At 64.0% G+C, this 25,623-nt stretch carries 28 protein-coding genes; 14 read left to right on the top strand and 14 right to left on the bottom strand.

Annotation, left to right across the window (positions count from 1 at the left end; all coding sequences use genetic code 11):
• Positions 1–11 precede the first annotated feature (11 nt).
• Both HWV23_RS00580 and HWV23_RS00575 read right to left on the bottom strand, forming a co-directional pair.
• A complete protein-coding gene (locus HWV23_RS00580) occupies positions 12–1,670 on the bottom strand; it encodes an ABC1 kinase family protein (RefSeq protein ID WP_178288490.1) in 1,659 nt (552 codons plus the stop codon).
• Between the two features lie 55 nt (positions 1,671–1,725).
• Positions 1,726–2,073 (bottom strand): Hsp20/alpha crystallin family protein, encoded by a 348-nt coding sequence (locus tag HWV23_RS00575; protein ID WP_178288488.1) that lies wholly within the window; start codon positions 2,071–2,073, stop codon positions 1,726–1,728.
• A gap of 143 nt (positions 2,074–2,216) precedes the next feature.
• On the opposite strand from HWV23_RS00575, the gene HWV23_RS00570 reads away from it, so the two are divergent.
• The 4 genes from HWV23_RS00570 to HWV23_RS00555 are packed head-to-tail and all read left to right on the top strand — an operon-like array spanning position 2,217 to position 5,934.
• A complete protein-coding gene (locus HWV23_RS00570) occupies positions 2,217–2,489 on the top strand; it encodes a hypothetical protein (RefSeq protein WP_178288486.1) in 273 nt (90 codons plus the stop codon).
• 57 nt (positions 2,490–2,546) lie between these two features.
• Positions 2,547–3,755 carry a molybdopterin molybdotransferase MoeA gene (locus HWV23_RS00565; RefSeq protein ID WP_178288484.1) on the top strand — a complete coding sequence of 403 codons (1,209 nt, stop codon included), beginning with the start codon at positions 2,547–2,549 and terminating at the stop codon, positions 3,753–3,755.
• Entirely contained in the window at positions 3,748–5,670 is a 1,923-nt protein-coding gene (locus HWV23_RS00560; protein ID WP_178288482.1) for a molybdopterin biosynthesis protein, read from the top strand. Before HWV23_RS00565 ends, HWV23_RS00560 begins: the two co-directional genes overlap by 8 nt.
• A gap of 57 nt (positions 5,671–5,727) precedes the next feature.
• Positions 5,728–5,934, top strand: coding sequence for a hypothetical protein (locus HWV23_RS00555; protein WP_178288480.1), 207 nt, complete (start codon positions 5,728–5,730; stop codon positions 5,932–5,934).
• Here the strand turns inward: HWV23_RS00555 and HWV23_RS00550 are convergent.
• From HWV23_RS00550 to HWV23_RS00535, 4 genes are all read right to left on the bottom strand, one after another.
• Positions 5,931–6,653 carry a CPBP family intramembrane glutamic endopeptidase gene (locus HWV23_RS00550; RefSeq protein WP_211693290.1) on the bottom strand — a complete coding sequence of 241 codons (723 nt, stop codon included), beginning with the start codon at positions 6,651–6,653 and terminating at the stop codon, positions 5,931–5,933. The genes HWV23_RS00555 and HWV23_RS00550 overlap by 4 nt on opposite strands.
• A 37-nt stretch (positions 6,654–6,690) precedes the next feature.
• Entirely contained in the window at positions 6,691–7,326 is a 636-nt protein-coding gene (locus tag HWV23_RS00545) for an HAD family hydrolase (RefSeq protein ID WP_178288476.1), read from the bottom strand.
• Between the two features lie 237 nt (positions 7,327–7,563).
• Positions 7,564–7,965, bottom strand: a complete 402-nt coding sequence (gene lwrS, locus HWV23_RS00540) for an LWR-salt protein (RefSeq protein ID WP_178288474.1) — start codon at positions 7,963–7,965, stop codon at positions 7,564–7,566.
• Positions 7,965–8,243 carry a 4a-hydroxytetrahydrobiopterin dehydratase gene (locus HWV23_RS00535; protein WP_178288472.1) on the bottom strand — a complete coding sequence of 93 codons (279 nt, stop codon included), beginning with the start codon at positions 8,241–8,243 and terminating at the stop codon, positions 7,965–7,967. Before HWV23_RS00535 ends, lwrS begins: the two co-directional genes overlap by 1 nt.
• A gap of 75 nt (positions 8,244–8,318) precedes the next feature.
• Here HWV23_RS00535 and HWV23_RS00530 point away from each other — a divergent pair, with 75 nt between their 5' ends.
• Positions 8,319–8,633, top strand: a complete 315-nt coding sequence (locus tag HWV23_RS00530; RefSeq protein ID WP_178288470.1) for a cupin domain-containing protein — start codon at positions 8,319–8,321, stop codon at positions 8,631–8,633.
• A gap of 78 nt (positions 8,634–8,711) precedes the next feature.
• Positions 8,712–9,257 (top strand): hypothetical protein, encoded by a 546-nt coding sequence (locus HWV23_RS00525; protein WP_178288468.1) that lies wholly within the window; start codon positions 8,712–8,714, stop codon positions 9,255–9,257.
• Between the two features lie 11 nt (positions 9,258–9,268).
• Here HWV23_RS00525 and HWV23_RS00520 read toward each other — a convergent pair whose 3' ends face one another.
• Positions 9,269–9,958, bottom strand: coding sequence for a MogA/MoaB family molybdenum cofactor biosynthesis protein (locus HWV23_RS00520; protein WP_178288466.1), 690 nt, complete (start codon positions 9,956–9,958; stop codon positions 9,269–9,271).
• Positions 9,959–10,048: 90 nt separating this feature from the next.
• Here HWV23_RS00520 and HWV23_RS00515 point away from each other — a divergent pair, with 90 nt between their 5' ends.
• The 3 genes from HWV23_RS00515 to HWV23_RS00505 all read left to right on the top strand — a co-directional run bounded on the left by HWV23_RS00515 (position 10,049) and on the right by HWV23_RS00505 (position 12,767).
• Positions 10,049–11,104, top strand: a complete 1,056-nt coding sequence (locus HWV23_RS00515) for a zinc-binding dehydrogenase (RefSeq protein WP_178288464.1) — start codon at positions 10,049–10,051, stop codon at positions 11,102–11,104.
• Positions 11,097–11,432, top strand: a complete 336-nt coding sequence (locus HWV23_RS00510) for a DUF7977 family protein (protein WP_178288462.1) — start codon at positions 11,097–11,099, stop codon at positions 11,430–11,432. Before HWV23_RS00515 ends, HWV23_RS00510 begins: the two co-directional genes overlap by 8 nt.
• Before the next feature lie 90 nt (positions 11,433–11,522).
• Positions 11,523–12,767, top strand: a complete 1,245-nt coding sequence (locus HWV23_RS00505; RefSeq protein WP_178288460.1) for an MmgE/PrpD family protein — start codon at positions 11,523–11,525, stop codon at positions 12,765–12,767.
• Here the strand turns inward: HWV23_RS00505 and HWV23_RS00500 are convergent.
• The 3 genes from HWV23_RS00500 to HWV23_RS00490 all read right to left on the bottom strand — a co-directional run bounded on the left by HWV23_RS00500 (position 12,764) and on the right by HWV23_RS00490 (position 14,220).
• Positions 12,764–12,964, bottom strand: coding sequence for a DUF7317 family protein (locus HWV23_RS00500; protein WP_178288458.1), 201 nt, complete (start codon positions 12,962–12,964; stop codon positions 12,764–12,766). The two genes, HWV23_RS00505 and HWV23_RS00500, sit on opposite strands and share 4 nt — an antisense overlap.
• A 187-nt stretch (positions 12,965–13,151) precedes the next feature.
• Positions 13,152–13,760 (bottom strand): NUDIX hydrolase, encoded by a 609-nt coding sequence (locus HWV23_RS00495; RefSeq protein ID WP_178288456.1) that lies wholly within the window; start codon positions 13,758–13,760, stop codon positions 13,152–13,154.
• A 46-nt stretch (positions 13,761–13,806) separates the two neighbouring features.
• Positions 13,807–14,220: an Lrp/AsnC family transcriptional regulator gene (locus tag HWV23_RS00490; protein ID WP_178288454.1), complete on the bottom strand. Its 414-nt coding sequence runs from the start codon at positions 14,218–14,220 to the stop codon at positions 13,807–13,809.
• 102 nt (positions 14,221–14,322) lie between these two features.
• Between HWV23_RS00490 and carA the strand changes: the two genes are divergently transcribed.
• Positions 14,323–15,387, top strand: coding sequence for a glutamine-hydrolyzing carbamoyl-phosphate synthase small subunit (gene carA / locus HWV23_RS00485; RefSeq protein ID WP_178288452.1), 1,065 nt, complete (start codon positions 14,323–14,325; stop codon positions 15,385–15,387).
• Between the two features lie 64 nt (positions 15,388–15,451).
• Entirely contained in the window at positions 15,452–16,078 is a 627-nt protein-coding gene (locus HWV23_RS00480; RefSeq protein WP_178288450.1) for a GNAT family N-acetyltransferase, read from the top strand.
• Positions 16,079–16,102: 24 nt separating this feature from the next.
• On the opposite strand, the gene HWV23_RS00475 is transcribed toward HWV23_RS00480, so the two are convergent.
• Positions 16,103–16,576 carry an ester cyclase gene (locus tag HWV23_RS00475; protein WP_178288448.1) on the bottom strand — a complete coding sequence of 158 codons (474 nt, stop codon included), beginning with the start codon at positions 16,574–16,576 and terminating at the stop codon, positions 16,103–16,105.
• Positions 16,577–18,009: 1,433 nt separating this feature from the next.
• Between HWV23_RS00475 and HWV23_RS00470 the strand changes: the two genes are divergently transcribed.
• The 3 genes from HWV23_RS00470 to HWV23_RS00460 all read left to right on the top strand — a co-directional run bounded on the left by HWV23_RS00470 (position 18,010) and on the right by HWV23_RS00460 (position 22,202).
• Positions 18,010–18,786: an IclR family transcriptional regulator gene (locus HWV23_RS00470; RefSeq protein WP_178288446.1), complete on the top strand. Its 777-nt coding sequence runs from the start codon at positions 18,010–18,012 to the stop codon at positions 18,784–18,786.
• Positions 18,783–20,393: a class I adenylate-forming enzyme family protein gene (locus HWV23_RS00465; RefSeq protein WP_178288444.1), complete on the top strand. Its 1,611-nt coding sequence runs from the start codon at positions 18,783–18,785 to the stop codon at positions 20,391–20,393. The genes HWV23_RS00470 and HWV23_RS00465 overlap by 4 nt, the downstream gene beginning before the upstream one ends.
• Before the next feature lie 303 nt (positions 20,394–20,696).
• A complete protein-coding gene (locus tag HWV23_RS00460; protein ID WP_178288442.1) occupies positions 20,697–22,202 on the top strand; it encodes a class I adenylate-forming enzyme family protein in 1,506 nt (501 codons plus the stop codon).
• A gap of 32 nt (positions 22,203–22,234) precedes the next feature.
• Here HWV23_RS00460 and HWV23_RS00455 read toward each other — a convergent pair whose 3' ends face one another.
• The 3 genes from HWV23_RS00455 to HWV23_RS00445 all read right to left on the bottom strand — a co-directional run bounded on the left by HWV23_RS00455 (position 22,235) and on the right by HWV23_RS00445 (position 25,597).
• Positions 22,235–23,449 carry an acyl-CoA dehydrogenase family protein gene (locus HWV23_RS00455; protein WP_178288440.1) on the bottom strand — a complete coding sequence of 405 codons (1,215 nt, stop codon included), beginning with the start codon at positions 23,447–23,449 and terminating at the stop codon, positions 22,235–22,237.
• A 105-nt stretch (positions 23,450–23,554) separates the two neighbouring features.
• Complete coding sequence (locus HWV23_RS00450; protein WP_178288438.1) at positions 23,555–24,361, bottom strand: enoyl-CoA hydratase/isomerase family protein; 807 nt, start codon at positions 24,359–24,361, stop codon at positions 23,555–23,557.
• Positions 24,362–24,457: 96 nt separating this feature from the next.
• The gene (locus HWV23_RS00445) at positions 24,458–25,597 is read right to left on the bottom strand and encodes an acyl-CoA dehydrogenase family protein (protein WP_178288436.1); all 1,140 of its coding nucleotides are present in this window, start codon (positions 25,595–25,597) and stop codon (positions 24,458–24,460) included.
• Positions 25,598–25,623: the final 26 nt, after the last annotated feature.

The raw sequence follows: 25,623 nt of genomic DNA, 5'->3' as shown, positions 1-25,623 counted from the left end.
TCGTCCCCCGGTTACTTCTCGTCCTGCCGCTCGCGCATCGCCTGCCGCGTGAACTGCGGCTTGGCACGGATGCCGCGGCGCTTGCGGAACGACCGCCACAGCAGGCCCGCAAGTAGGGCAGATACGCCCGCCGCGACAGCCGTCGCTTCGAGGGTGGCGAAGGCATAGAGGACCGTCGTCGCCAGCAGTCCCGTCGACAGCAGCATGCCGACGACCAGTCGTTTGGCCAGTTTTTCGAGCGGTTCGTCGTCTTCGAGTTCGACGCCGACCGAGACGTCGCCGCGTTCGACCCGGTCCAGCGTCGATTCGAGTTTTGGCGGCACGCGAACCAGCGACTCGCCGAGGTGCTGGAGTTCCTCGCCGCGACCCCGGAGGTAGCCACGGGCGCTCTCTTCGAGGACGCCCTCGTCGCGGAGGTAGTCGGTCGCGACGGCGATGAAGTCGAAATCCGGGTCCAGCGTCACGCAGACACCCTCGACGACTGTCGCCACGCGCAAGACGAGCGCGAGGTTCGGTGGGAGGCGGAGAGGGAAGTCGTAGATGGTGTCCTCGACCTGCTGGATGATTTGCTGGACGCGGTACTGTTCGATGTCCTCCCCGCGGGCGTCGGCGATGGCCAGTTCCATGACGTTGGACATGACCTCGCGGTCGGCCTCGGGGCTGAGCGTCCCCATCTCGATGAGCGTATCGAGGATGGCGTCGGTGTCCTGACGGGCGACGGCCAGATAGAAGTCGACGATTTTCTCCTGAATGAACGGGTCGACGCGCCCGCTCATGCCGAAGTCGTAGAAGACGATGGTGCCGTCGTCCTGAACGGCGAGGTTGCCGGGGTGAGGGTCGGCGTGGAAGACGCCGTCCTCGATAATCATCTGGAGGTAGACCCGCTGGAGCGTCGTCGCCAGTTCCGTCCGGTCGACGCCCAGTCGGTCGAGGTTGTCGATTTGTGAAATCTTCGTCCCCTCGACGTACTCCATCGTCAACACGCGCCGAGTCGACAACTCGGGGAGCGCGACGGGCACGCGGACGTCCGGGTTGTCGCCGAGGTTCTCGCCGATTTCTTCGAGCATACGGCGCTCCCGCTCGTAGTCCATCTCCTCGCGGATGGTCTTCTCGAACTCGTCGGCCAGCGTCTCCAGCGAAAAGGAGCGCGTCTCGCTGACGAAGCGCATCAGGATGGGCAACGACCAGCGGATGACCCGGAGGTCGGCCTCCACGAGGTCCTCGATGTTCGGCCGTCGAACCTTGATGGCGACGCGCTGGCCGTCGATTTCGCCGATGTAGACCTGTCCGAGGCTGGCGCCGCTTATCGGGTCGGTGTCGAACTCGTCGAACACCTCGTCAACAGGGCCGAGTTCGCTTTCGAGGACCGTACGGCTCTCCGCCCACGGCGCGGGCGGGACGTCGTCCTGCAGGCTCTCGAACACCTCGATGTATTCCGGGGGCAGGACGTCCGGTCGCGTCGAGAGCAACTGGCCCAGTTTGACGAACGTGGGGCCGAGACGGACCAGCGACTCCAGCAGCGAGTCCGCCCGTTCGCGGCGCTTTTCCGGCGAGACCGTCCGGCTGGGGCCGAAGAGGAAATACCGGTTGCGGTCGCGGGCGTAAGCGAGCAGCAGCGGCAGGAACTGGTAGGCGACGACGACGAACCGTCGATAGGCGCGGAGCGTCACAGGTACACCTCACTCGGGGTGGATATCCCGCCGGCTATCGGCCGCGTGTCCCGGCTCACGAGACGGGGATATGCTGGCCGCCCTCGTCGGTCGATTTCGGCAGGCGAATCGTGAGGACGCCTTTCTCGACTTCCGCCTCGGCACCGCCGCCGGAGACGTCCGACGGCAGCGGGAGTTCAGCATCCAGAAAGAGGGACCGTTCCTCGGTCACGTACCGGAACGACCGCGGGACGTCCTTCTCGCGGCGGGCCTCGATGCGAAGGCGGCCGTCCTCGAGGCGGACGTCGACGGTCTCCGACGTCGACCCCGGCAGGTCGATGACGAGCAGATAGGCCTCCTCGTTCTCCAGCAGGTCGGCAAAAACCGTCTCCGGGAGTTCGCCCAACGCCTCACGAAGTTGCATACCCATGGCTAGGGCCGCTGGAGCGTTAAAATCCCCGGTGGCGGACAACTGCACGTACCGGAGCGAAAGTCCCAATCGGCCGTCGGGATCGGGAGCCGAACCAGCCCGAAGACACTTATAATGTCGTGGTAACTATTCACACGATGGCTGGAGCCAGTCGCCCGACTGCAGGACCGACGCGTGGCCCCGTCGTCCACAACGAGGGGCCCTCGACGGAGACTCTCCACGTCGTCGTCCACGGTGCGGGCGTTCGGACGGAGTCAGTCACCCTCGCGGCCGGCGAAACACACGCTCTCGACGAAGCCGTCGAAGCCCCGGTCGAGGTACACACGAGCGACGGAATGGCGACGGCCTTCGGCGGCCACGACCCGCTTTTCGTCATCCGGGACGGCAGCGTTCTGGTCGCGCCGAACTGAGTGTGACGGCGTGCCGCGGAGTCACCCTTTTTCACCCCTGCATCCCCAGAGTGGGGTATGAGCGACGTACGCGAATCGGGATTCAAAGAGCGGACGCGGGTCGCCGCCGCCCGCGAGGAACTGCTCGATATCGCCCCGATAGACCGCACCGAACGGGTGTCGCTGTCCGTCTGCGACGGCCGGACGCTGGCGGAACCGGTCGACGCCGCCCGGAACGTCCCCCACTATCCACGGGCCGCGATGGACGGGTGGGCGGTCCGCGCGGAGGACACCTTCGGCGCTTCCGACCGCTCGCCCGCCATCCTACGCCCCGGCGAATCGGTCGGCCCCGACACCGCAACACGGGTCCACACCGGCAGCGAACTGCCTGAGGGCGCAGACGCCGTCGTGATGGTCGAACAGACCGAACAACTCGCGGGCGAACTGGAGGTGTTCGACGCCGTCGCCGAGGGTGAAAACGTCGCGCCGGTCGGCGAGGACGTCGACGAGGGCCAGCGGCTCTACGACCCCGGCCATCAGTTGCGCCCTTCAGACCTCGGCCTGCTGAAGGCCACCGGCATCGACACCGTCGAAGTCGTCGCCGAACCCGAAGTCGCCGTGATTCCGACCGGCGAGGAACTCGTGCAGGCCGACCCCGACCCCGGCGAGGTTATCGAGACGAACCGCTTTACCGTCTCGCGACTCGCCGAGCGCTGGGGCGCCGACGTGAAGCGGCGTAACATCGTGACCGACGACCACGAGGCCCTGCGGGCGGCCGTCCAGCGGGACCTGACGCGCGACGTGGTCGTCACGACCGGCGGCTCCTCCGTTGGCGAGCGGGACCTCATCCCCGAGGTGGTCGACGAACTGGGCGAGATACTCGTCCACGGCGTCGCCCTCAAGCCCGGTCATCCGGTCGCGCTCGGCCGCGTACAGGACACCACCGTCGTCATGCTGCCGGGCTATCCCGTCGCGGCCATCGTCAACGCCGTCCAGTTCTTGCGGCCCCTTATCAAGCATCTCGGTCGGATGCCGCTGAATCCGCCGCCGACGCGGGAGGCGACGCTGACCCGAAAGATTCGAAGCGAACCCGGCGTTCGGACGTTCGTGCGGGTGAAATTAGACGAGCCCGAATCCGGCCTCGAAGCGACGCCCACTCGCGCCAGCGGCTCGGGCGTCCTCTCAAGCGTCGCCTTGGCCGACGGCTGGGTCGTCGTCGAGGAAAGCCGGGAGGGGGTTCCCGAAGGCGAAACCGTTGCGGTCCAAAACTGGGAGTACCATGAATAGAAAGCAGTTCCGCGACCTGGCCGACCCCGAGGAAGCCCACGAGGTCATCGCGGATTTGGACCTCCGACCTGAGGACGAGACCGTCCCGCTGCGCGAAGCACGAGGCCGCGTCCTTTCGGAGCGCATCGACGCCGAACTCGACGTGCCGGGGTTCGACCGCGCAAGCGTCGATGGTTACGCAGTCAAAGCCGAGGATACCTTCGGCGCCGACGAGGCCGACCCGAACCGACTCGAACTGGTCGGTGAGGTCCACGCCGGTGCCGAACCCGACGTAGAGGTGGGCGCCGGCGAATGTGCAGAAATATCGACAGGCGCCGTCCTCCCGCCGGGAGCCGACGCGGTGGTGATGGTCGAACGAACAGACACCGACGGCGACACGGTGCTGGTGCGCACGTCGCTCGCGCCGGGCGACCGCGTGATGTTCGCGGGCGCGGACGTCGCGGCCGGCGAGCGCGCGCTCGGCCCCGGAACGGTGCTGACGCCCCGAGAAATCGGCCTGCTGTCGGCGCTTGGCGTCGACGAGGTGCCGGTTCGCGGCAAGCCGACGGTCGGCATCATATCGACGGGCGACGAACTCGTCCGGCCCGGCGACTCGCTGAACAGCGACGCGGGCGAAATCTACGACGTCAACAGTTACACGACCGCGACGGCGGTCGAGGAGGCCGGCGGCGAGGCGAAACTCTACTCCCATGCTGGCGACGACTACGAGGCGATGGAATCCGTGCTCCGGGAGGCCGCCGAGGAATGCGACCTCGTGCTCTCCTCGGGGTCGACCTCCGCATCCGCGGTCGACGTCATCTACCGCGTCGTCGAGGAGACGGGCGAACTCCTGTTGCACGGTGTCGCGGTCAAGCCCGGCAAGCCGATGCTGGTCGGCCGACTCAAAGGCTCCGCGTACGTCGGCCTGCCGGGGTATCCCGTCTCGGCGCTGACCATCTTCCAGACGTTCGTCGCGCCCGCGATTCGGGAGGCCGCTGGCCTGCCCGAACCCAAGACGGCGACCGTCGAAGGGTCGATGGCGGTCCGCGAACGGTACAGCGAGGGGCGCTTGCGGTACATGCCGGCCGGCCTCGTGGAGAGCGGGCCGACGGAGTCGGCCCGAGGAGGCGGCGAAGCCGCCCAACGCGAGGGAAACACGCTCGTCTACCCCGTCGACAAGGGCAGCGGCGCGACGACGAGTCTCGTAGAGGCCGACGGCGTCGTCGCCGTCCCGCCGGACGTCGAGTACCTCGACGAGGGCGAACGCGTCGAGGTACAGTTGTTCTCGACGGACGTGCGCGCGCCTGCAGTCTTCGGTGCCGGGGAGGACGACCCTGCACTCTCACGGCTTCTCGACGATGTCACCCGGCCGCGGTATCTCTCGGTCGGCGCGCGGCAGGGCCTCCGCCGACTTCGGAACGGGGTTACGGACGTCGCGGTCACGACGGGTGACACGGAACCCGCTGACGGCGTCGAATTGGGGGGCTGGACCCGCGAGTGGGGGCTCGTCGTGCCCGCCGGCAACCCGCAGGGCATCGACGGCCTCGCTGACATCGTGGACGAGGAGGTGCGGTTCGTCAATCGGACGACCGACGCCGGCCTGCGGACGACGCTCGGCAATGCCGTCGCGGAACTCGCCGACGAGCGGGGCGTCGACCGCCACGACCTCGTCGAGGCCATCGACGGCTTCGACTTCGCGGTGCGCGCCCACGAGTCGCCCGCCCGAAAAGTGCTCGCGGGGAAAGCCGACGCCGGCCTCGGCCTCCGGGCGACAGCCGAACGCCTCGGAATGGACTTCGTCCTCTGTGGCGAGGAGACCGTCCGGGTCTTCGCGGCCGACGAGCGCGCCGACAAGCCCGGCGTCCAGTCGCTGGCCGACGCCATCGCCGACGCCGAATCCGTGTTCGCGGACCTGCCGGGCTACGAGGCCCGATAGGTGGCCCAACCCGAGTTGGCCTATACTTTTAACGCGTTCCGGCGTCTCGCTTCGGGTATGTCCTGTGACCACGACCTGGACGCCGAGTACCTGCACCCGGGCGATGCCGACATCCTCGAGTTCTACGAGGCCGACGGTGGGCTCCGGGCGACGCTCGCGCTCCCGTGTCCCGACTGTAGCGAGGCGCTCGAACTCGACCTCGGCGTCGATACCGTTGAGGAAGGGGATTTCGAACTGCCGCTGTCGGACGAACTCTACGACTAGGCCCACCCGAGGGCGACGACGATGACGTAGGCCCAGACGTTGTTGACGAGGTGGAGTAGCCACGCACCCGCCAGATTGTCGAACTTGAGTCGCAGCAGCGTGGGGAAAATCGCCCACCCGGCGATGGCGAGAACGCCCGCGGGCCCGAGCGAGATGAGGTGAATCGCCGCGAAGAGAACCACTGAGACTACGCCGGCGGAAAGCGGCGACAGGCCGCGGTCGAGCAGGCTTCCGAGTAACAATCCTCGAAAGAGCAGTTCCTCGACCAGCGGCGCGACGAGGATACCGCCGAAGACGACCGCCGCGAGCGTCGGCGTGTTCGACAGCGAGTAGCTGATTCCGGAGAGTTCGAATCCGAGCAGTTCGCCGGCCGTGCTGCCGAGGACGAAGGCGCCGATAGCCAGCGGCAAGCAGACGACCGTCAAGCCGAGTTCGGCCCGCGTCGGCGTCGTCAGCGGCATGGCCGCACGCCATTCAGCCTTTCCGAGCGCGGCGTAGACCACGCCGAGCACCACCAGCGCGGAGACGCCGTAGGCGGTATCGATGACCGTTCGTGGAATATCCGTGTCGGGGCCAGCGAGGCCGACGTAGCCGGCGATGAGCAGGCTCGTCAGCAGTATCGGCGACACCGCCGCAACGGCGGCGAGAACGATACGGTCGGCGAGCGGTTCGACGGTCGTATCCAGCGACTCCGCTGTCAGGTCGGACGTGGAGGGCACGTCAAAACCCACCGACGGCGGTGCCCTTAAAATTTCGTCAGGAACCGGAGACGAGTTCGTCGACGCGTTCGAGGCGGTGGTCGCCGACGACGCACATCCCGCGGCGCTCGTGGCCGTGGCGTTCGATGTGGGCGCCGTCGAGGCCGGCGTTCCACGCGGCACCGACGTCCTGTGGCCCGTCGCCGACGAGGACGCCCTCGCCGTCGTCGGCGCCCGCCTCACGGAGCGCCATGTGGACCGGTTCGGGGTCGGGTTTCCAGCCGGTTTCCTCGGTACAGCAGACGATGGCATCGAACCAATCACGGATGTCGAGACTATCGAGGACGGGGTCGGTGAGGTATTCCTGACAGTGGGTCACCAACACTGTCGGCTGGTCGAGTTGCCCGACGACCGCCGCGTCGTCGTAGAGGAAGGTCGCTTCCGCGCGGGCCTGCGGGTCCTCCTCGGCGTGGAAGGCGTCCCAGAACGCTTCGGTGTCGACGCCCCACGCGTCGAGTTGGTCGTTCCGGAAGCCGCCGAGGCCGTGCCAGATGGCGTCGGCCTGCTCGTCGGTGAACCCGTAGCCGATGCGGTCGCCGACGCGGCCGAAGACGTCGTAGACGTAGTCGGGTTCCACGTCGACGAGCGTGCCGTCGAGGTCGAACGCCCAGTAGTCGTATGGCGATGCGGTCATAGGGGACGTGAGTAGGGCATTTGTTGTTAAGTGCTTTCGGGATTGTTGAAGGACTATCTCCGATTAGTCGACGGCTTCTGCGGGCGACGAACGGGCGTCCCACTCCAGTCGGATGTCTCCCTTTTCAGCGACGACGGGGCCGCTATCCGTGAAGTTCGGTCCGATGAGCTGGTAAGCCCCGTCTAATCGGGCCGGCGCCTCGTCGGCGTCGGGGACTACTCCTGAGAAGCCATACCGCTACTCCCGGACGTGGACGCGCGACCCGAGGTACTTCTTGACCACTTCCGCGGCGTCGTCGGCTTTGAACGCGTCGAGATGCTCGCCGATTTCGGCCTGTAGGTCCTCGTAATACGCCTCGCTGGCCCGCAACTCGCGGAACTCGATGGACCGGACCTCCATGCCGAGGGCTTCCTCGGCCAACCGGCGGGTGTGCTCGTAGTTGTTTATCTCCCCGCGCCAGAGGTTGTCCCGGAAGAACATCCAGCCCTCCTCGCCCGGTTCGGCCGCGGCCTTGTGCATCGTCGTCTCGGTGATAGCGGGGTCGAGCCACACGTCGGGGGCCTCGGCGTCGAGGTAGAGTTGGACCGTGAAGAGGTAGGCCGCCTCGGCATCCGCCCCGGCCTCAGCGTCGTCGCTCATCAGTCGGCGAGTTCGTTGAACCGCCCGGCGAGGTCGATGTCCTTCTCGGTGATGCCGCCGGCGTCATGGGTCGTCAGCCGCACCTCGACTTCCTGCCAGCCGATGGTCATCTCGGGGTGGTGGAAGGCCTCCTCGGCGATGCCGCCCGCGCCGGCGGCGAAGCCGACACCCTCCAGATACGACTCGAAGCCGAAGGTGCGGACGATTTCGTCGTCCTCGCGGTGCCAGCCGTCGGGAAGTTGTGCCTCGATTTCGTCGTCGGAAAGTAGGTCGCTCATATCCGATACGTCGGCCGCCGGCCCGATAAAACCACGCGCGGACCGATTTATAAGGGTCGCGGCGAAACGGCCGGTATGTCGATGAACGAACTATCCGACGTACGGCCCGACGAAGGCGAGGTGGAGACGGCCGAACTCGTCGTTGAAGACGACGTTCTGGTGAAACTGTTCGCGCTCGGTCCCGGCGGAGCCTTCGACCCGCACGTCCACGACGACTGTGAGAACGTCTTTCACCTGCTGGAAGGCGAGGTCGTCGTCACGCAGGACGGCACCGAGGAGACCGTGACGGCGCCCGCCGTCGTCCACAACACCCGCGGCGTCGAACACGGCGCACGGAACGAAAGCGACGAGCGCGCCCTTCTGACGGCGAGTCTCTGTCCGTTGCCCTGAGGCCGGCGCGACCGACCCGTTCAAACCGCTCTTTGACCTTCGAGATAGCTTATGCCCTGTCGGCCGGAACGACCGGATATGAACCGCCGAACCTTCCTCGCCGGCAGCGGGGCCGTGCTGTCCGCTCCGCTCGTCGGTCGGCTTCCGGTGCTGCCGGACTCCGCGACCGACGGGAACGACACGCCCGGCGCCGACGATTCCGTGTCCTTCGACCCCGACCGCGTGCAGACCGAACTCGATGTCGGCAGTCGCGAGGGTGTCACGGACCCGGAGGACAACCAACCGCACGGAGTGTCCGTGTGGAACGCGACGTCGGATACCACATCCGTCGAGGTTCGACTCGTCGACGCGGCGGCCGACCGAACCGTCCTCGACCTCACCTCGGAATTGGCGGCCGACGCCGCCATCGAGTGTTCCCTGCTCGAACCGTCGACGTATCGACTCCGCGTTCGGGTTCCGGAGATGGAGGCTGCTGAAACGGCGGACGTGCCGCGCTCGTGGTTCGACTGTAACAGTTCCGGGACGCAGGTCAGTATTCTGGAGGGCGGCCGCATCGAATCACAGATGTTCTCCACGTTAGTCGCGTGTACGGACGCGACGGTATCGGGGACGCCGACCGATTGACCTCCGAATAGCTATTCCTCGGTGTCCGCGTTCTCGCCCTCGTCGACATCGCTGTCGTCCTCGGCGTCGTCCCCCTCGTCCGCTTCCTCCTCGCGTTTCGCCAGTCCGGCGAGATGCGGCGCCTCCTCGATGATGATCTCCTCGGTACCGAGTCGAACGGCGTCCTCACTGCCGGGGAGGCAGAAGACGGGGACGCCGTCGGCGACGCCGGCGGCCGTTCGGGTGCCGACGACTTTCGTCCCGATCTCGTCGTACGAGAGGCGGCGGAACAGTTCGCCGAAGCCGGGAAGGTGTTTTTCGAGGAGCGGTTCGAGCGCCTCGACAGTCACATCGTCGGGCGTGACGCCGGTGCCGCCGGTCGTGATGACGCAGTCGGTATCCTCGCGGTCGACGAACCGGTCGATGGTGCCCTGGACCTTGTCGTAGTCGTCGGCGACGAGTTCCCGAATCGTCACCTCGTGGCCCGCGTCGGTGACGATGTCGATGATGGTATCACCCGCCGAATCCTCGTCGATGCTGCGACTCGAGGAAATGGTTAGAACGGCGATGCCCAGTTCTTCGAGGTCGTGGTGATGGTGGTCGTGTTCATGGTCATGTTCGTGGTCGTGGCTATCGTGTTCGTGCTCTTCGTCACCATGCTCGTGATATCCCGCGTCGTGTCCGGATTCACTCCCGCCGGCGGGAGTGGCATTATCGCCCATGAGGCCTACTGCGATGGCCGCGGAGTAAAGTCCACCGTCCACTTTGCTTTCTCCGCTAGTGTTTTGCACGGTGCGGACACAGGGGGGATTATGAAAGCGATATTCTACGAAGAGCACGGTTCGACCGACGTACTGGAATACGGCGATTTCCCGGACCCCGAAATCGGCCCGGAGGAGGTACTCGTCGACATCAAAGCCGGCGGTCTCAACCACCTCGACGTCTGGACGCGCAAGGGGATGCCCAGTCCGGAGGAACTGCCGCACATCCAGGGCAGCGACGGCGCGGGCGTCGTCAACGAGGTCGGCGAGGACGTCACCCGCTTCGAGGAGGGTGACCGGGTGGTCGTTGACCCGAACGTCTTCTGTGGGAAATGCGAGTTCTGCCGGAAAGGCGAGACGTCGCTGTGTGTCGACTTCAAGATGATCGGCGAGCACGTCCGCGGCGTCCACAGCGAGCAGACGGCGCTCCACGAGGACAACCTCATCCACCTGCCCGAGGACGTCGATTTCGTCACGGCGGCCTCGGCCCCGCTGGTCTTCCAGACCGCGTGGCGGATGCTCATTACCCGTGCTGAAATCCAGCAGAACGACAGCGTGCTGGTCCACGGCGCCTCCGGCGGCGTCGGCCACGCTGCGGTCCAGATTGCCGCTAACGAGGGCTGTGAGGTCTTCGCCACCGCGTCCTCCGAGGAGAAACTCGACTACGCGAGCGACATCGGTGCCGACCACCTCGTCAACTACGAGGAGGACGATTTCGTCGACGAAATCAAGGAGATTACCGACGGCCGCGGCGTCGACGTCGTCGTCGACCACATCGGCGAAGCGACGTGGGACGGCTCGCTTTCGGTGGCGGCCCGCGGCGGCGCCATCGTCACCTGCGGTGCCACCTCCGGCATCTCCCCGGAGACGAACATCCCGAAGGTGTTCTGGAAGCAGCTCGACATCCTCGGGTCGACGATGGGCACGCCCGGCGAGATGGACGACGTGATGGCGAAGGTCTTCGACGGGACCTTCGAACCGCGCATCCGCGAGGTCCTGCCGATGAGCGAAGTCGTGCGCGCCCACGAAATGCTCGAAGGCCGAGAGGGCTTCGGGTCCGTCGTCGTCGTCCCGGACAGCGAATACGACCCCGACGTGCATGAGTGATACCTACGTCCACGAACCGGACGCCGACGGCGACGCGCCGGACGGCGAATCGACGGGGGCGGATAGCGGCCCCGCCGGCAACGAGTCGCCGGACGCCCCCGATGAGCACCCACACCCGAATGACGTTGACCGGGAGTTCGATTGGCGAGGCTGGGCACTTGTCGGGGCCGTGTTCGTCGCCTTCCTGCTTATTCCGGGCATCATCTACGCTTACCCCTACGCTCCGTCCGTGTTCGGCCTCACGTTCTGGGACACCTATCTCGCGTTGCCGATGATTCCGGCCGTCGTGCTCGGAATCCTCGCGGTGTGGGCGACGACGCGACCGTAGCGGGCGACTGCGGTTGCGGCGGTGCCCGAACGTTCGGCGGCAGGCGGTGCCACCGAACGCTTTTGCCCGCGTGCTGTGTGGGTTACGGTCATGCCATCGGCAGTCGACATCGCGGGGTTCGCGGCGGAGGTATCCTACGAGGAGTTGCCCGACGAGGTCCGAGCGGCCGCCAAGCGTCGGGTCCTCGATACGGTCGGCGTCGCGCTCGCCAGCCTCGACGTCGAACCGACCGGTGGAATCCGACGCGCGGTGGCGAGTCGCAGCGACGCGGCCGAAAGCCGCCTGTGGGGTTCCGACCGACAGGCCGCCCCTGCCGACGCGGCGATGTATAACGCCGCGCTCACGGAGGCCGGCAACCGCGCGACCTATCTCGCACCGACGCTCTCGTCTGCCGCCGCGCCCCTTCCGGCCGTGCTGGCCGCCGCGGAGGTTCGCAGCGCCCCCGGAGAGGACCTGCTCGCCGGCCTCGCTACTGCCCACGAAGTCCATGGCGAACTGGCGTGGAACGCGCCGCTGGACGGGTTCCATCCGGCGACCCATGCCGCGATTGCGGCCGCGGCCGGGGCCGGACGCGCGATGGGCTTTCCCGTCGACAAACTCACGAGCGCTATCGGCCTCGCGGCGAGTCGCGGCACGCTCGGCATCGAGGAACGCCCCTTCGACCCTATCGCCGTCGGGTCGGCCGCCCGCAGTGGCCTCGAAGCCTGCCTGCTCGCCGAAGGCGGCGTCGTCGGCCCGGACTCTTTCAGCGCCGAGGGCGGCTGGACCGACCTTGTCGGGGAGTTCGACCTCGATTTCGACCCCGGCTGCGAGCGCGTGCGCGACGCTGCGATACGACCTCACGCCGGCCACCCGCACGCACAGGCGGCCACCGAAGCCGCTCTCGACGTGGCCGAGGATACGGCCTTCGACCCCGCGGATATCGACGACGTATCGGTCGAAACATACGCCGAGGCCGTTCCGGAAATCGACGCCCGCGCCATCGCCGCGGCGCTGGTCGACCGCGACGTAACCGTCCACCCCGGCGAGCGGGCCGACCTCCGGCCAGTCGCCGACGCCGTCGAGATAACGAGCACCGACTACTTCGACGAGCGGGTCGGCATCGGCGAACTCCCGTCCCGGGTGACTGTCACCGCGCGTGACGGCGCGAAACACGAAGCCGAGGTCCAATGGCCGACGGGCCATCCCGCCAAGCCGGCCTCGTGGGGCGTCGTCGAGGAGAAGTTCCACGTGCTGGCCGATGCCTACGACGCCGAGCGACGGACGGCTATCGTCGATACCGTCCGGTCACTGGAAGCAGAAACGGCCGCCGAACTCTCGCGACTGTTGGATTAACCCCGTAGCGAGGCCGCCTCTGTGTCGGCATCCGCCGCGTTGACGTCGGATTCCGAGGCCTGAAGGGCGAGTCCACAGGTACGGGCGTACTGTCGGAACTGTGCCCGCGAGAGGCCGGCACGTCGGGCGGCCTCCGCTTCGGTCAGGGACTCGTTCAGATACATTGCCACCGCGTCCCGAACCTGGTCTGTGGACATAGTGGTCGATTTCGAGTATTATTCGAAAATATGTAAAGCTTTTCTCGCTATTATTGACGTGTTACGCCATGTCCTACCCACAATCAAAACGTACGTTTGTCAAAAAGACACGGCAATAATTGCTGTTGTGGTGTGGGATACGGCACTCAGGAGCGTCGAAAACGGGGCGAAAAAGCGGTACCGTCGGTTACTCTTCGGCGAAATCGCGGCGCATCGCGATCTCGAACCACGGGCAAAGGCGCAGTTGGCGGTACCACTTCGGGTTCTCGTAGAGGCGCTCGTAGGGCACCCACATCAGGCCCGCGACCTCCTCCTCGTCGGGGTCCATCGAGAGGTCATCGAGCGTGCATTGTAGCACCGAGCAGACCTCCCATTCGAGGCCCTCGTTCATGTAGTAGCGCTTGTACTCGAACTTGTCCGTCACGCGGAGGTCGTCGTACTGGTCGGGGGCGATGCCGAGTTCCTCGTCGAGGCGCTCGCGTGTCGCCTCCAGTTGGGTCTGGCCCTCGACGGGATGGGAGGCGACGGTGCCGTCCCAGTAGGTGTCCCAGAGGCGCTTGTTCGGCGCGCGCTGGGCCAGCAGGATGTTGCCGTCGCCGTCGAAGACCAGCGCCGTGAACGCGCGGTGGCGGATGCCGTCGCCGGTGTGGGCGTCGAGTCGGTTGACGAGGTCCTGTTCGTTGTCGTCGGCGTCGACGGCGATGACGTCCTGTAGGGCGTTCTCGTGGTCGGCCGGCGCCGAATCGCCGGACGCCTCGTCGGCGGCCCCCGAGGGGTCGATGTCGTCAGTGCTCATGGCTTTTGCAATGGGGGTGGCTGTTAAGGACTCTTCGACTCGCCCCCTATCCGAGCTTTTCGTCGAGAATCAGGCGCGTCTTCGTCGAGACGACCTCGTCGAGTTCGCGGGCGCGGGTAATCATGTCGTTGAGCGTGCCGGTGTCCGTGGTGTCGGCGACGACGACGATGTCCTCCTCGCCGGAGACCTGCCAGACGAAGTCGACCTCCTTCCAGTCGGCCATCCGGTCGGAGATGCCGCCCGTATCGACGTCGACGGCGACGCCGATTTCGACCATCGCTTTGACGTTGCCGGTCCGCGTGGCGATGGTAAAGCGTTCGATGACTCCCTCGTCGATGAGGCGTTCGACACGGTTGCGAACCGTCCCCTCCGAGGTGCCGATTTCGTCGGCGATTTCGGTGTAGGGCGTCCGGGAGTCACGCCGGAGGATGGCCAGTATCTGGCGGTCGAGGTCGTCCATCGAGGTGTGAGCGTTGCGTCCGGGGTCACTTACCGATTACGAATTTCGTAACTCTGTTTCGAACACAAGCGTTAATTGGGGGTGTAACATACGCTTCTCGTAATGACGGACGCCTACGTGGCCATGGAGAACGGGCAGGTCGTCGAGGCCCGCGCTCGTGCACCCGGCCGTACACGCGGGGAACTGGTCTTTACAACCGCTTACACCGGCTACGAGGAATCACTGACGGACCCGAGTTACGAGGAACAGGTCCTCACCTTCTCGTATCCGCTCATCGGCAACTACGGCGTCCGAGAGGAGCGGTTCGAATCCGACCGCGTCCACCCGCGCGCCGCCGTCGCCCGCGAGTTCACCGAGGACGTCGCCGAGTGGCTCACCGAGGAGGGCATCCCGGCCGTCGACCACCTCGACACTCGCGACCTCGTCACCAACATCCGCGAGGAGGGTGCGATGAAATGCGGCATCGCTGCCGGCCCCGACGCCACGCCCGAAGCCGCCGAGGAGGAACTCAGCAAGTGCAAGGGCATGAGCGAACACACCGAAATCGGCGCACAGGTCAGCGTCGACGACCGACTGACCCACAACCCGGATGGCGACGGCCCGACCGTCGCCCTCATCGACTGCGGCGCCAAGGGCTCGATTACCAGTTCGCTGGTCGACCGCGACGCTACCGTCGAGATTCTGCCCTACGACGCCACCGTCGCCGACGTCGAATCGGTCGACCCTGACGTCCTCTTCATCTCCAACGGCCCCGGCGACCCCAAGAACTTCGAGGAGGCCGCCGCCTTGGTCGACGAGTACGTCGGCGACCTGCCGCTGGCCGGCATCTGTCTCGGCCAGCAGGTCATCGCCGAGGCGCTCGGCGGCGAAACCGAGAAGATGGAGTTCGGCCACCGCGGCGTCAACCAGCCCGTTCAGGACCTCCGCAGCAAGAAAGTCGTCATGACGACCCAGAACCACGGTTACACCGTCGCCGAACCCGGCCAACTCGAAGTCACCCAGATTAACGTCAACGACGACACCCCTGAAGGCCTCGAAAGCGACGAACTGGACATCATCACCCGCCAGTATCACCCCGAAGCCAACCCCGGCCCCCACGACACCCTCGGCTTCTTCGACGACGTCATCGAGATGACCGAAGCCGCGCCGAAGCCGAACGCCGATTAACGGGCCTCGGTATTCTTTCGCAACCTCCAGCAACCCTTTTTCCATCTCCCATACACTCGCTGGTATGGCCCTCTTTCCGACCGCCATCGAGAGTCCCCGCCTCCGATACGAGGTCGTCCACCCGGACTACTTCGACCCCTACGAGATGTACGAGCACGCCAGGGAAGGCGCCCCCGGCATCGAAGAGATTACCAAGTGGGTGACGTGGGGGCCCCATCAGCATCCCAAGGAGACGATGGAGTTCGTCGAACAGGTCGGCGAACAGTTCGATGAAAACGAGGGCGTCGACTATGCCATCTACCCCTGTGACAGCGAGGACGATGCCGGCGAGTTCGCCGGTGCCTGCAACCTCAGCGTGGACTGGGACCACCGCCGCGGTAACCTCGGCGTCTGGTTCCGCAAGCCCTTCTGGGGCCGGGGCTACTCGGGCGAACGCGCACGTACCATCGTCGCGCTGGCCTTCGACGTACTGGACCTAGAAGTCGTTGCCGTCACCCACGCGCCCGATAACGAGAAGTCCCAGCGTGCTATCGAGAAGTACGTCAACGCGCTCGGCGGCCGCAAGGAAGGCCTGCTTCGGAACACCCTCGTCATGGGTGGCGAACCGCGGGATACGGTTCGTTACTCGATTACCGCTGCGGAATGGCAGGAAGCCACCGGTGGCGAGTACGACGCCACGTTCGAGTGGTAGAAACGAGCGGGACCGTCTCTCGCCTCACACTGCTTGCTTGACGGCACCGACGGCGAGTTTCGGGAGTGTTCCGATAACGGCGGGAAAGGTGAGTCCGAGTTCCGCCTTGAACTCGGTCATATCGAAGTACCCGTCGATGGAGGTGATGCCGTCCTCGGAGAAGCAAATCACGTCGACGCCGCTCAACTCGACCGATTCTCCCGTGGGTGGGAGCGGCCCGAACGGGCCGTCATGAGTGCCGTACATCGTCCATTCGACGAACAGCCGGCCCGCCTCCTCGTCCGATGAACGGCGGTCCACCTCGAAACGGACGTCCGGAAATCCCTCGGTTGTCTCCTCGACCCACTCCCGAATCTCATCGCCCGAGAGCGTCCCGTCGGTGGCCGGGTCGGAAACGGTTCCACCGTCGGCGAACGCTTCCATCACCGTCTCCGGGTCGTGGTTGTTCCACCCCTCCACGTAGCGGTCGTAGTATTCGTCGATAGGGTTCTCCCCCATACATCCTGATAGTGCGGTAAGTGATTTCAAACCACAGGCTGCGATTGGCTAAGAGTGGTTCACCGTGACGGCAGCCTGTGATGACCTGGCTGTTTTATCAAAAATAGATATGATATTGAGATCTGATAATAAGCGAGATTTGATTTATGCGTTAATTCACAATGTGGTGTCAAAAGTCGATCTACGGCCGACTAACAACGCGAGTCGAATCACGTTGTGGACGACGAGACCGTGGTTCGTACTGAGGTCTGTTACGGATATATACTTACTATTTTCCACATAAGTACTAGATGTTCAAAATATTGAATGATTTAATATATATTCCAAAATAAACTCTCTGGAAATAAGTTTGGCTGTAGCTCAAGCTGACGCTGTACTCCCACAGGGATAGATCCGATTTGAGGACAGCATCGGCTCGATCAAGCCTGCGCTTTGAGTGTCTTAGTTAAAAGATAAAGTTATTTATGTATATTCTAAATCATCAGATATCAACTATATAACCGCATATGTATTTACGCCACCAGCAGTATGCTGACCCCGCTCCTCCCGCTCAACGGATCCACGCTTACCGCGACCTCATCGAGCCGAACTAATAGCGGAAACAGAAAGGCGGCCAGCCGACCAAACACGCTTCCTACACGACAGTGAAACCACCCGCGTAGACTGAATTGCGGACCTGGGCCACTTCGGTATCCGTTATACAGCACCGCTAGGACAAACAACCCTAATTTTGTTATCATATGGCGATAGAATCGCTATGTTCCGTTTGATTTATTCGGCGCTATAGGAACATAAACAGCGACGATAAGAGCGCGAAAACCAGCAGCGAATGCCTGAGACCTCACGATGGACACGTGAGCTGAGTTCCGGGTCCGGAAGCCACCGAACTATGATAGACGTCAACTGAAAATAACAGACATAATTTTGTTATCCAGTTGGGCGTCGACGGACGCGACGTACTAGCATGTCCACCACACCTCCCTTTGGGAGGTTGTTCCTCTGGGCAGTTCTCCTCCATACGGTCGATGGCGGGCGCATCCTCGATACTGTGGTCGCCGACCAGCAATCGACCGTCCTGTCGTCCATCTATGGTGGACGAACACCTATTGGGTGTGAAGGAATACCATACATATCGTGGACGGCAATCCACATTCGGCGATGTGTCACGCAAGCGCGCCTCCTCATACGCATAGCCGCCGCTGACGTAATATCTCGTCCAGAGATAGCGTTTACAAAACCTGAACGGTGAACTACGATGTTCCCAGATAGTGGTCGAAATCGTCGTACTAGTGAGAATGACTACGTCAACTCCGAATTTGGATGAGAGTTACGTGCAGTATATGTGGACGGTATTCGAGTATTTGAGATAACAAATCGGGGTCGAATCCAGAATCGCCGGTAAGTATTTAAACGGACCTCCGCAACAGGTACCCATGTTCTCCGCATCGTCCTCTCGTCACGTCAAATCCGTCCAGACGGGGTTCGAAATAGTCGGCATCATCCAGAAACAGGATGGTGCCACGATCAGCGAACTAACCGACTATCTGGACGTATCCAAAAGCACCGTCCACAATTACGTGAGCACCCTCGAATCGCTCGGGTACGTAGTGAACCGCGACGGAACCTACCGGGTCGGCCTGCGGTTCCTGACTCACGGGATGGCAGCACGGAACAGCCTCGAAATCGGAACCGTGGTCGAGGCAGCCCTCGACGAGGTTGCTGCCGAAACCTCGCAGGCAGCGTGGTGGATCACCGAGGAAATCGGCCGGGGCATCTTCGTCGATACGTCGGTGCCGGAGGACGGTCGGGTCATCTTCGGTCGGGTCGGGAAACGGTCGTACCTCCACACGCACGGCCCCGGCAAGGCGATTCTCGCCCAACAGTCCGACGAGTACATACGGAAGATACTCGACCACCACGGACTCCCCGAGTATACGAGCCAAACGGTGACCGACGAAGCGGTACTGCTCGACCAACTCGAAGAGGTGCGCGACCAGGGGTACGCGTACACGGATGGTGAAGCGGCACTCGGCGTCCAATCCATCGGCGTTGCCTTTCGTGACACCCACGGCCAGTCACATGCAATCGGCGTGTTCGGATATTCGCATGATTTCGGCGGCGAAAGCCTCGATGATGACATCCCATCGCTGCTGCAGTCGGTCGCATCGGATATCACCGGGACGCTCTCCGAGGAGGGAAGCGACCGATGAGCGACATCTCGCCTCCCGAATCCATCCGGACGGTCAGGGACGCCCTCGAAACCAAAGCCGCAGAGCGGGAAGACGAGCAGTTCCTGCAGTACCAGGAACGGACGGTTTCCTTCGGCGAACTCGATCGGAAGGCCAACATGGTCGCCAACGGTTTCCTCGACCAGGGTATCGAACCGGGCGACCACGTCGGGCTCTTCATGTACAACTCACCGGAGTACGTGTTCGCCTTCTTCGCGCTCGCCAAAATCGGTGCCGTCGCGACGCCCATCGACACGCGATTTACGGGTGATACGCTCGCGTACGTCCTCTCGGAGTCGGATATCGACGTGCTGCTTTTGGATTCGACCACGCGACCGGACTACGAGGAGGTCGAAGACCAGGCTCCCGAACTGACACGGGAGTACTTCCTCGGGGACGCGGCTGACGGCCACCACTACTGGGACTTCCACGACCTCGTGGAGGGTTCCGACCCCGCCCCACCCGAAACCTCCGTCGAGGCCGCCGATACGGTCTCGCTGACGTACATCCAGCAGCATCCGACCAACCAGCCGAAAGGCGTTCTCATGCCCCACTTCTCGTATGTCAACACCGGCTGGGAGGCCGCCAAAAACCTCTTCGATTACTCGGGTGAGGACCGGGTGTTCACGACGCTGCCGCTATACAGTATCTACACGTTCCAACTCGGCGTGATGGGAACGCTTCTGGCGAACGCCGAGTTCGTCTTCGAGGACCGGTTCGAGCCCGAACTCTTCTGGGACCAGATCGACACCTACGACGCGACGGTCTTTCTCTATCTCAGTCGGATGCTCTCGGTGCTATACAATCAGGATATCGGGCCCGCCGGCGGAACGACCCCGGCCGAACTCGCCGTCGGTGCCAGCCCGGGGTTCGCCTCCGACGAGGAACTGTTCCGGAACTTCGAGGAACGGTTCGACCTCACCATTATGGAGGGGTACGGAACGACGCAGGTATCGACGCTGGCGGCGTACAACCGCCGGGGCGACCGAAACCTCGAAAGCGTCGGCAAACCGCCGTCCTACGTCGAACTCGAGATCGTCGACGAGAACGACTGGCCCGTCCAGACGGGCGAGCGCGGCGAAATCGTCGTTCGGCCGACCCGACCGAACACCATGATGAAGGGCTACTACGGCAATCCCGAACAGACCATCGAGGACTGTCGTAACCAGTGGATTCACACCGGCGGCATCGGCTACCGCGACGAGGACGGCTACGTCTACTTCGTGGCGACCAAGGAGAACTCCCTCTATCGTGGTCGCATCGCCGGCCGCATCTCGTCGCTAGAAATCGAGAGCGTAATCGACGCACTCCCCGCCGTCGACCACTCGACGGTAATCGGCGTGATGAACGAAGGCGGCGAGGAGGACATCAAAGCGGTCGTCGTACCGGCGGACGGTGCCGACGTCTCGCCGGTCGAAATCTGTCGCCACTGCGAGAAACGACTCCCGTACCTCAAGGTCCCCCGGTACATCGAAATCCGGGACGACCTCCCGCGGAACCCCTCGGGCAAAATCCGCAAGCAGGACCTCCAATCCGAGGGAACCAACGGCGCCTGGGACCGGGAAAGCGGATACGAACTCAGCCGGTAACTCCGGTTTCATCTTCCTTCCTGTTCTGCGGATATCGGCCTACTGAAGACGTTTGGCTCCGGTCAGTACGAGTAATTCGGGGCCCCAACCGGCAAGGATTTCTCATACCTGTGGGAATATAACTCATGGTCGAATCAACCTATTCGGGGCACAGTTCACACAGGACTGTCGCCGCCATCGAAACCATGGTCCCACCCGTGTTGCCCCAGCGGGTGCTTTCTGCCGTGCGGCTTCGAATCGACCGAATTCCGTTCCATCCGGCGAAAACGTTTTAGACTGTAACTGCGACACCCTGACCGTCCGATGAACTTTGCCAACTGTGTCGATACAGCGGCACGAGACAGTCCCACGAAAACCGCGATTACCGACCCCGAGCGTGAGTTGACCTTCGAGGAGTTCGCGGCCGAGACGAACGCCTTCGCCAACGCCCTCGACGGTCTCGGTATCGATGCCGGCGACCGAGTCGCACTGTATCTCCCCAACGGCGTGACCTTCGCCGTCGCCTACTTCGGGGCGATGAAACGCGGCGCGATTCCCTTCCCGATAAACATGCGCTTCGAGGGCGAGGAGATACAGTTCGTCCTCGAAGACGCCGGTGCGAGGGCCGTCGTGACCACGGGAACGTTCGAGGACGTCATCGCGGGACTGGACGTCGATTCCGTCGAACACACGATTGTTGTCGGCGGCGAGCTCGGAACCGCATACGATGGCCTCATCGCCGACGCGGATTCGGCCTACGACGTCCATCCGCGAAAGGAGTCGGAGGTCGCCGAGATGATGTACACCTCCGGAACGACCGGCCGCCCGAAGGGCGTCAGACACACCCACCAGAACCTCTCGACGAACGCCAGGGGATTCCTGCGCTACATGGACTGGAGCGAAAACGAGGTCGGCCTCACGGTCTGTCCGTGTTTCCACGTCTCCGGGCTGAACATCACCACGACGCCGTTCGTCTTCGCGGGTGCGACCAACCACTTCCTGCCGGCCTGGGACCCCGAGACGGCGCTCGACGCCATCGAGACACACGGCGTCACCTACACGTTCCTCATCCCCACGATGGTCATCGACCTCCTCGCGGTCGACGACGTCGACGCCTACGACCTCTCGTCGCTGGAGGTCATCGGCGTCGGCGGCGCACCGATGCCGAAAGAGCGCATCGAGGCCGTCGAGGAAGCCTTCGACTGTACGCTGCTGGAGGGCTACGGGATGACGGAAACGACACCGCTGGCGGCCATCAATCGTATCGGCGACGAAGACCGGAAAGCGGGCAGCATCGGTAAGGTCTGCAACGACGTCATGGACGTTCGAATCGAAGACCCGAACACCCGCGAGGCGGTCGGCGCCAACGAGAAGGGCGAACTCCTCTGGCACGGCGATACGGTGATGGCCGGCTATTACGACCTCCCCGAGAAAAACCAGAACGCGTTCGTCGACCGCGACGGCCGGACGTGGTTCCGCTCCGGCGACATCGGGCGGATGGACGCCGACGGATACCTCTTCGTCGAGGACCGACTCGATGACATGATTATCACGGGCGGGGAGAACGTCTACCCGCGCGAAATCGAGGACGTCCTCTATGCGGCCGACGAGATTCAAGAGGCCGCCGTCGTCGGCCGACCCGACGACCGCCTCGGCGAACGAATCGTCGCGTTCGTCGTCGGCGATACGACGCCCGAGGAACTGGAGGCACTGATTCGGGACCACCTCGCCGGCTACAAGGTCCCCAAGGAGTTCCGGTTCGTCGAGGAACTCCCGAAGACGTCGACGCAGAAAATCGACAAGGTCTCGCTCCGCGACCGACTCGACTGAGCGTTCGACCGAGGGAGACCCCGCTCGCGCTCTCAGAACCGCGTAACGGTCTGCATCTCCTCATCGTCGACGTCCTCGAAGGCTTCACGGGCAATCGACCGGAGGTGGACCTCGTCGGCCCCATCGAAGATGCGGAACCCGCGGACGTCCTCGTAGAAGTAGGAGAGGGGCAGGTCACGGGCCATCCCGTTGCCGCCGCACAACTGAAGCATGTCGTCGATGATTTCGTTGACGACGTTGGCCGCGAACACCTTACACATCGCGACCTCGATGCGGGCTTCCTTGCCCGCGGCGATTTGTCTGGCCGCGTGCCGGACCTGCGTCCGGACGGCGTGCAGGCGCGTCTCCGCACGTGCGACCGTGAACCGCAACGACTGTTTCTCCGAGAGGTCGCTGCCGAACGCTTCCCGCTCGCTCACGTAGGACTTCGCGACGTTAATCGACCGCTTTGCCATCCCGCAGAAGCGCATACAGTGGGTCAGCCGTGCGGGTCCAAGTCGCCGCTGGGCGATACCGAACCCTTCGTCTTTCGGTCCGAGCAGGTTCTCTTCGGGCACGCGCACGTCGTCGTAGATGACTTCGGGATGGCTAATCCCCCACGAGTCGCCGAGATACGGCACATCACGCGGGAACTCGACGCCGTCGGTCTCCGGCGGCACGAGGAAGAACGAACAGCCCTCGTAGGGGTGGGCGTCCTGGTTCGTCCGTGCCATCACGAGCAGGATGTCGGCTTCGTCGCCCTGACTCGTCCACCACTTGTGGCCGTTAATGACCCACTCGTCGTCGTCCTTCTCGGCGGTCGTCTTGATCATCTTCGGGTCCGACCCACCGCCCTGCATCGGTTCGGTCATCGAAAAGGCCGAGGTGTACTCGCCGTCGACCAGCGGGACCAGCCATTCTTCCTTCTGCTCGTCCGTTCCCACCATCTCGATGGTGTGGATGTTCCCCTCGTCGGGCGCATCGACGCGGAGCGCGGGCGGCCCCAGCAGCGACCGCCCGGCCTGCTCGAACATCGGCAGTACGTCTCGGAAATCTAGGCCGAGTCCGCCGTACTCTTCGGGAATCTGTGGGGCGTACAGGTCGCGTTCCTTCGCTTCGGCCCGCAACTCCGCAATCAGTTCGTCGGTCATCTCGCCGCCGCCGAGGAAATCCTCGCGCTCCCGTGGGATGACCACCTCGTCCATGAACGCCTTCGTCCGTTCGACTAGCTCCGTGGCCGTCTCCGAGTCGTCGTACTCGAACTCCATGTGCGTTGGTCACGAGGAGCAATGAAATAACTTGTGACGCCAGCGTTGCGGGGATGGGCGTGTGGCCGATGAAAAATCCTCAATGACGGTCCGGTGGCTACGGTCCTATCGTTTCCAATCGGGCTCGCGGTCCTCGACGAACGCGGCGACGCCCTCCTCGTGGTCCTCGCTTTCCATGAGGAGCGTAAGCATCTCCTTGAGGTAGTTGTGCGACCGGTCGAACGGCATGTCCCGCTGAGTGTGGTAGGCCTCTTTCCCCATCGATATCATCACCGGGCTGTTCGCGGCGAGTTTGTCGACGTAGGCGTCGAGGCGTCCCTCGAATTCGTCGGCGTCGAGGACGTCCGTGACGAGGCCGATTTCTCGGCCCTCGGTCGCCGAGACGTGGTCGCCCGTAAACAGCATCTTCAGGCCTTGCTTTTCGAGGACGGCCGGCAGAATCGAGGCCATCGCCTGCATCGGGAACATCCCGACGTTGACTTCCGGGGTACCGAACTCGGCGTCGTCGGCCGCGACGACGAACTCGCAGGCCGCGGCCAGCCCACACCCGCCGGCGAGACAGTAGCCTTCGACCGCCGCGACCGTGAGGGCGGACGTGTCGACCATGTGCTCGAAGAGATCGCTGAGCTTCGAGGAGTTTCGGCGACGCTCCTCCATCGGCGGATCCTCGGTTTCGTCCATCCCCTCGAGGTCGCCGCCGGAACAGAAGGTCCCTCCGGCCCCACGGATGACGACGACGCGGGCGGGGCTTTCGTCCGCGGCGTCCATCACGTCCATCAGGCCGTTCAGGACGCGGTCGTTCAGCGCGTTGTGCTTGTCGGGGCGGTCTATCGTCGCTCGGACGACCACCTCGTCGTCGCTTTTGGTGACGGAGAGGTCGTCGTTGGAGAGTGCTGTCGTATCGAGTGTCATGGTGTCGCAGGTCGAAATCGACCCATCCGACAGGACCCCCGAAACCGACAAAAGCTTTTCCTCGGAATCACCCGTCGGCGGCCGCGGTGTGGGCGCCTACAGGAGGTGGTCGGCGATGATGTTCTTCTGGATTTCGCTGGTTCCGTCGTAGATCTTCGTGACCCTCGCGTCCCGGTAGTAGCGTTCGACCGGGTGGTCGGAGACGTAGCCGGCCCCGCCGTGGACCTGAATCGCCTCGTCGGTCACGTCGACGGCGTGTTCGCTGGCGAAGAGTTTCGCCATGCTGGCCATTCGGGTGGCCAGCGGGTCCTCGCCGTCTTCGAGTGCCCCGGCCGCCCGGTAAGTCAACGAGCGGGCGGCCTCGATATCCGTCGCCATCTCGGCGAGTTTGTGTCGAATCGCCTGAAACTCCCCGATTTGCTGGCCGAACTGCTCGCGTTCGCCCGCGTAATCCAGCGCCGCATCGAGGGCGGCCTGTGCGACGCCGGTCGCCTGGGCCGCGACGTCGGCCCGCGCGGGGGCGAAAAACTCCATGAGTTGGTAGAAGCCCTCGTCGAGGTCCCCGATGACGTTCTCGGCAGGGACTCGGAGGTCATCGAGGACGATTTCGGCGGTGTCCTGGGCCGCGATGCCGAGTTTGTTCGTGATGCGCTCGGCATTGTAGCCGCCGACGTCGGTCGGCGTCAGAAACGCCGTAATGCCTTGGTTGCCGTCCTCGGGGGAGGTCTTGGCCATCACGATACAGACGTCGGCGACGGTTCCGTTCGTGATCCACATCTTGCTGCCGTTGATGACGTATTCGTCACCATCCTTCTCCGCGCGGGTCTCCATCCCGGCGACGTTCGAACCGTGTGCGGGTTCGCTGATGGCCGTCGCGATTGGGGTCTCCCCGGCGGTTATCTTCGGGAGCCACTCTTCTTTCATCCACTCGTCGCCGTACTTCAACAGCATCTCGGTGCCGAACCGGGCCGCGGCGATGGAGCCGCCGACGCCGGGGTCCGCCCGCCAGAGCTCCTCGGTAATCAGCAACTCCGCAAGCGTGTCCATGCCCGCTCCCCCGTACTCTTCGGGAACTTTGGGGGCGACGAAGTCATAGCTCCCCGCCTCCGCGAGCAACTCCGCAGGATAGCGCTTTGTCTCGTTGTATTCCTTCGCCACCGGCCGAATCTCGTTTTCGCCGAACTCGCGAATCGCTTGCCGAACCGCTTCGTGTTCGGCTGACACTGTGAAGGCCATACCGAATGCCACCCCGCCAGAACCAT

Origin of the sequence: Natronomonas halophila (genome assembly GCF_013391085.1) — an archaeon.
GTDB lineage: Archaea > Halobacteriota > Halobacteria > Halobacteriales > Haloarculaceae > Natronomonas > Natronomonas halophila.
The sequence above is the reverse complement of the archived record's forward strand: the minus strand, read 5'-3'. Positions and strand labels throughout refer to the sequence as shown.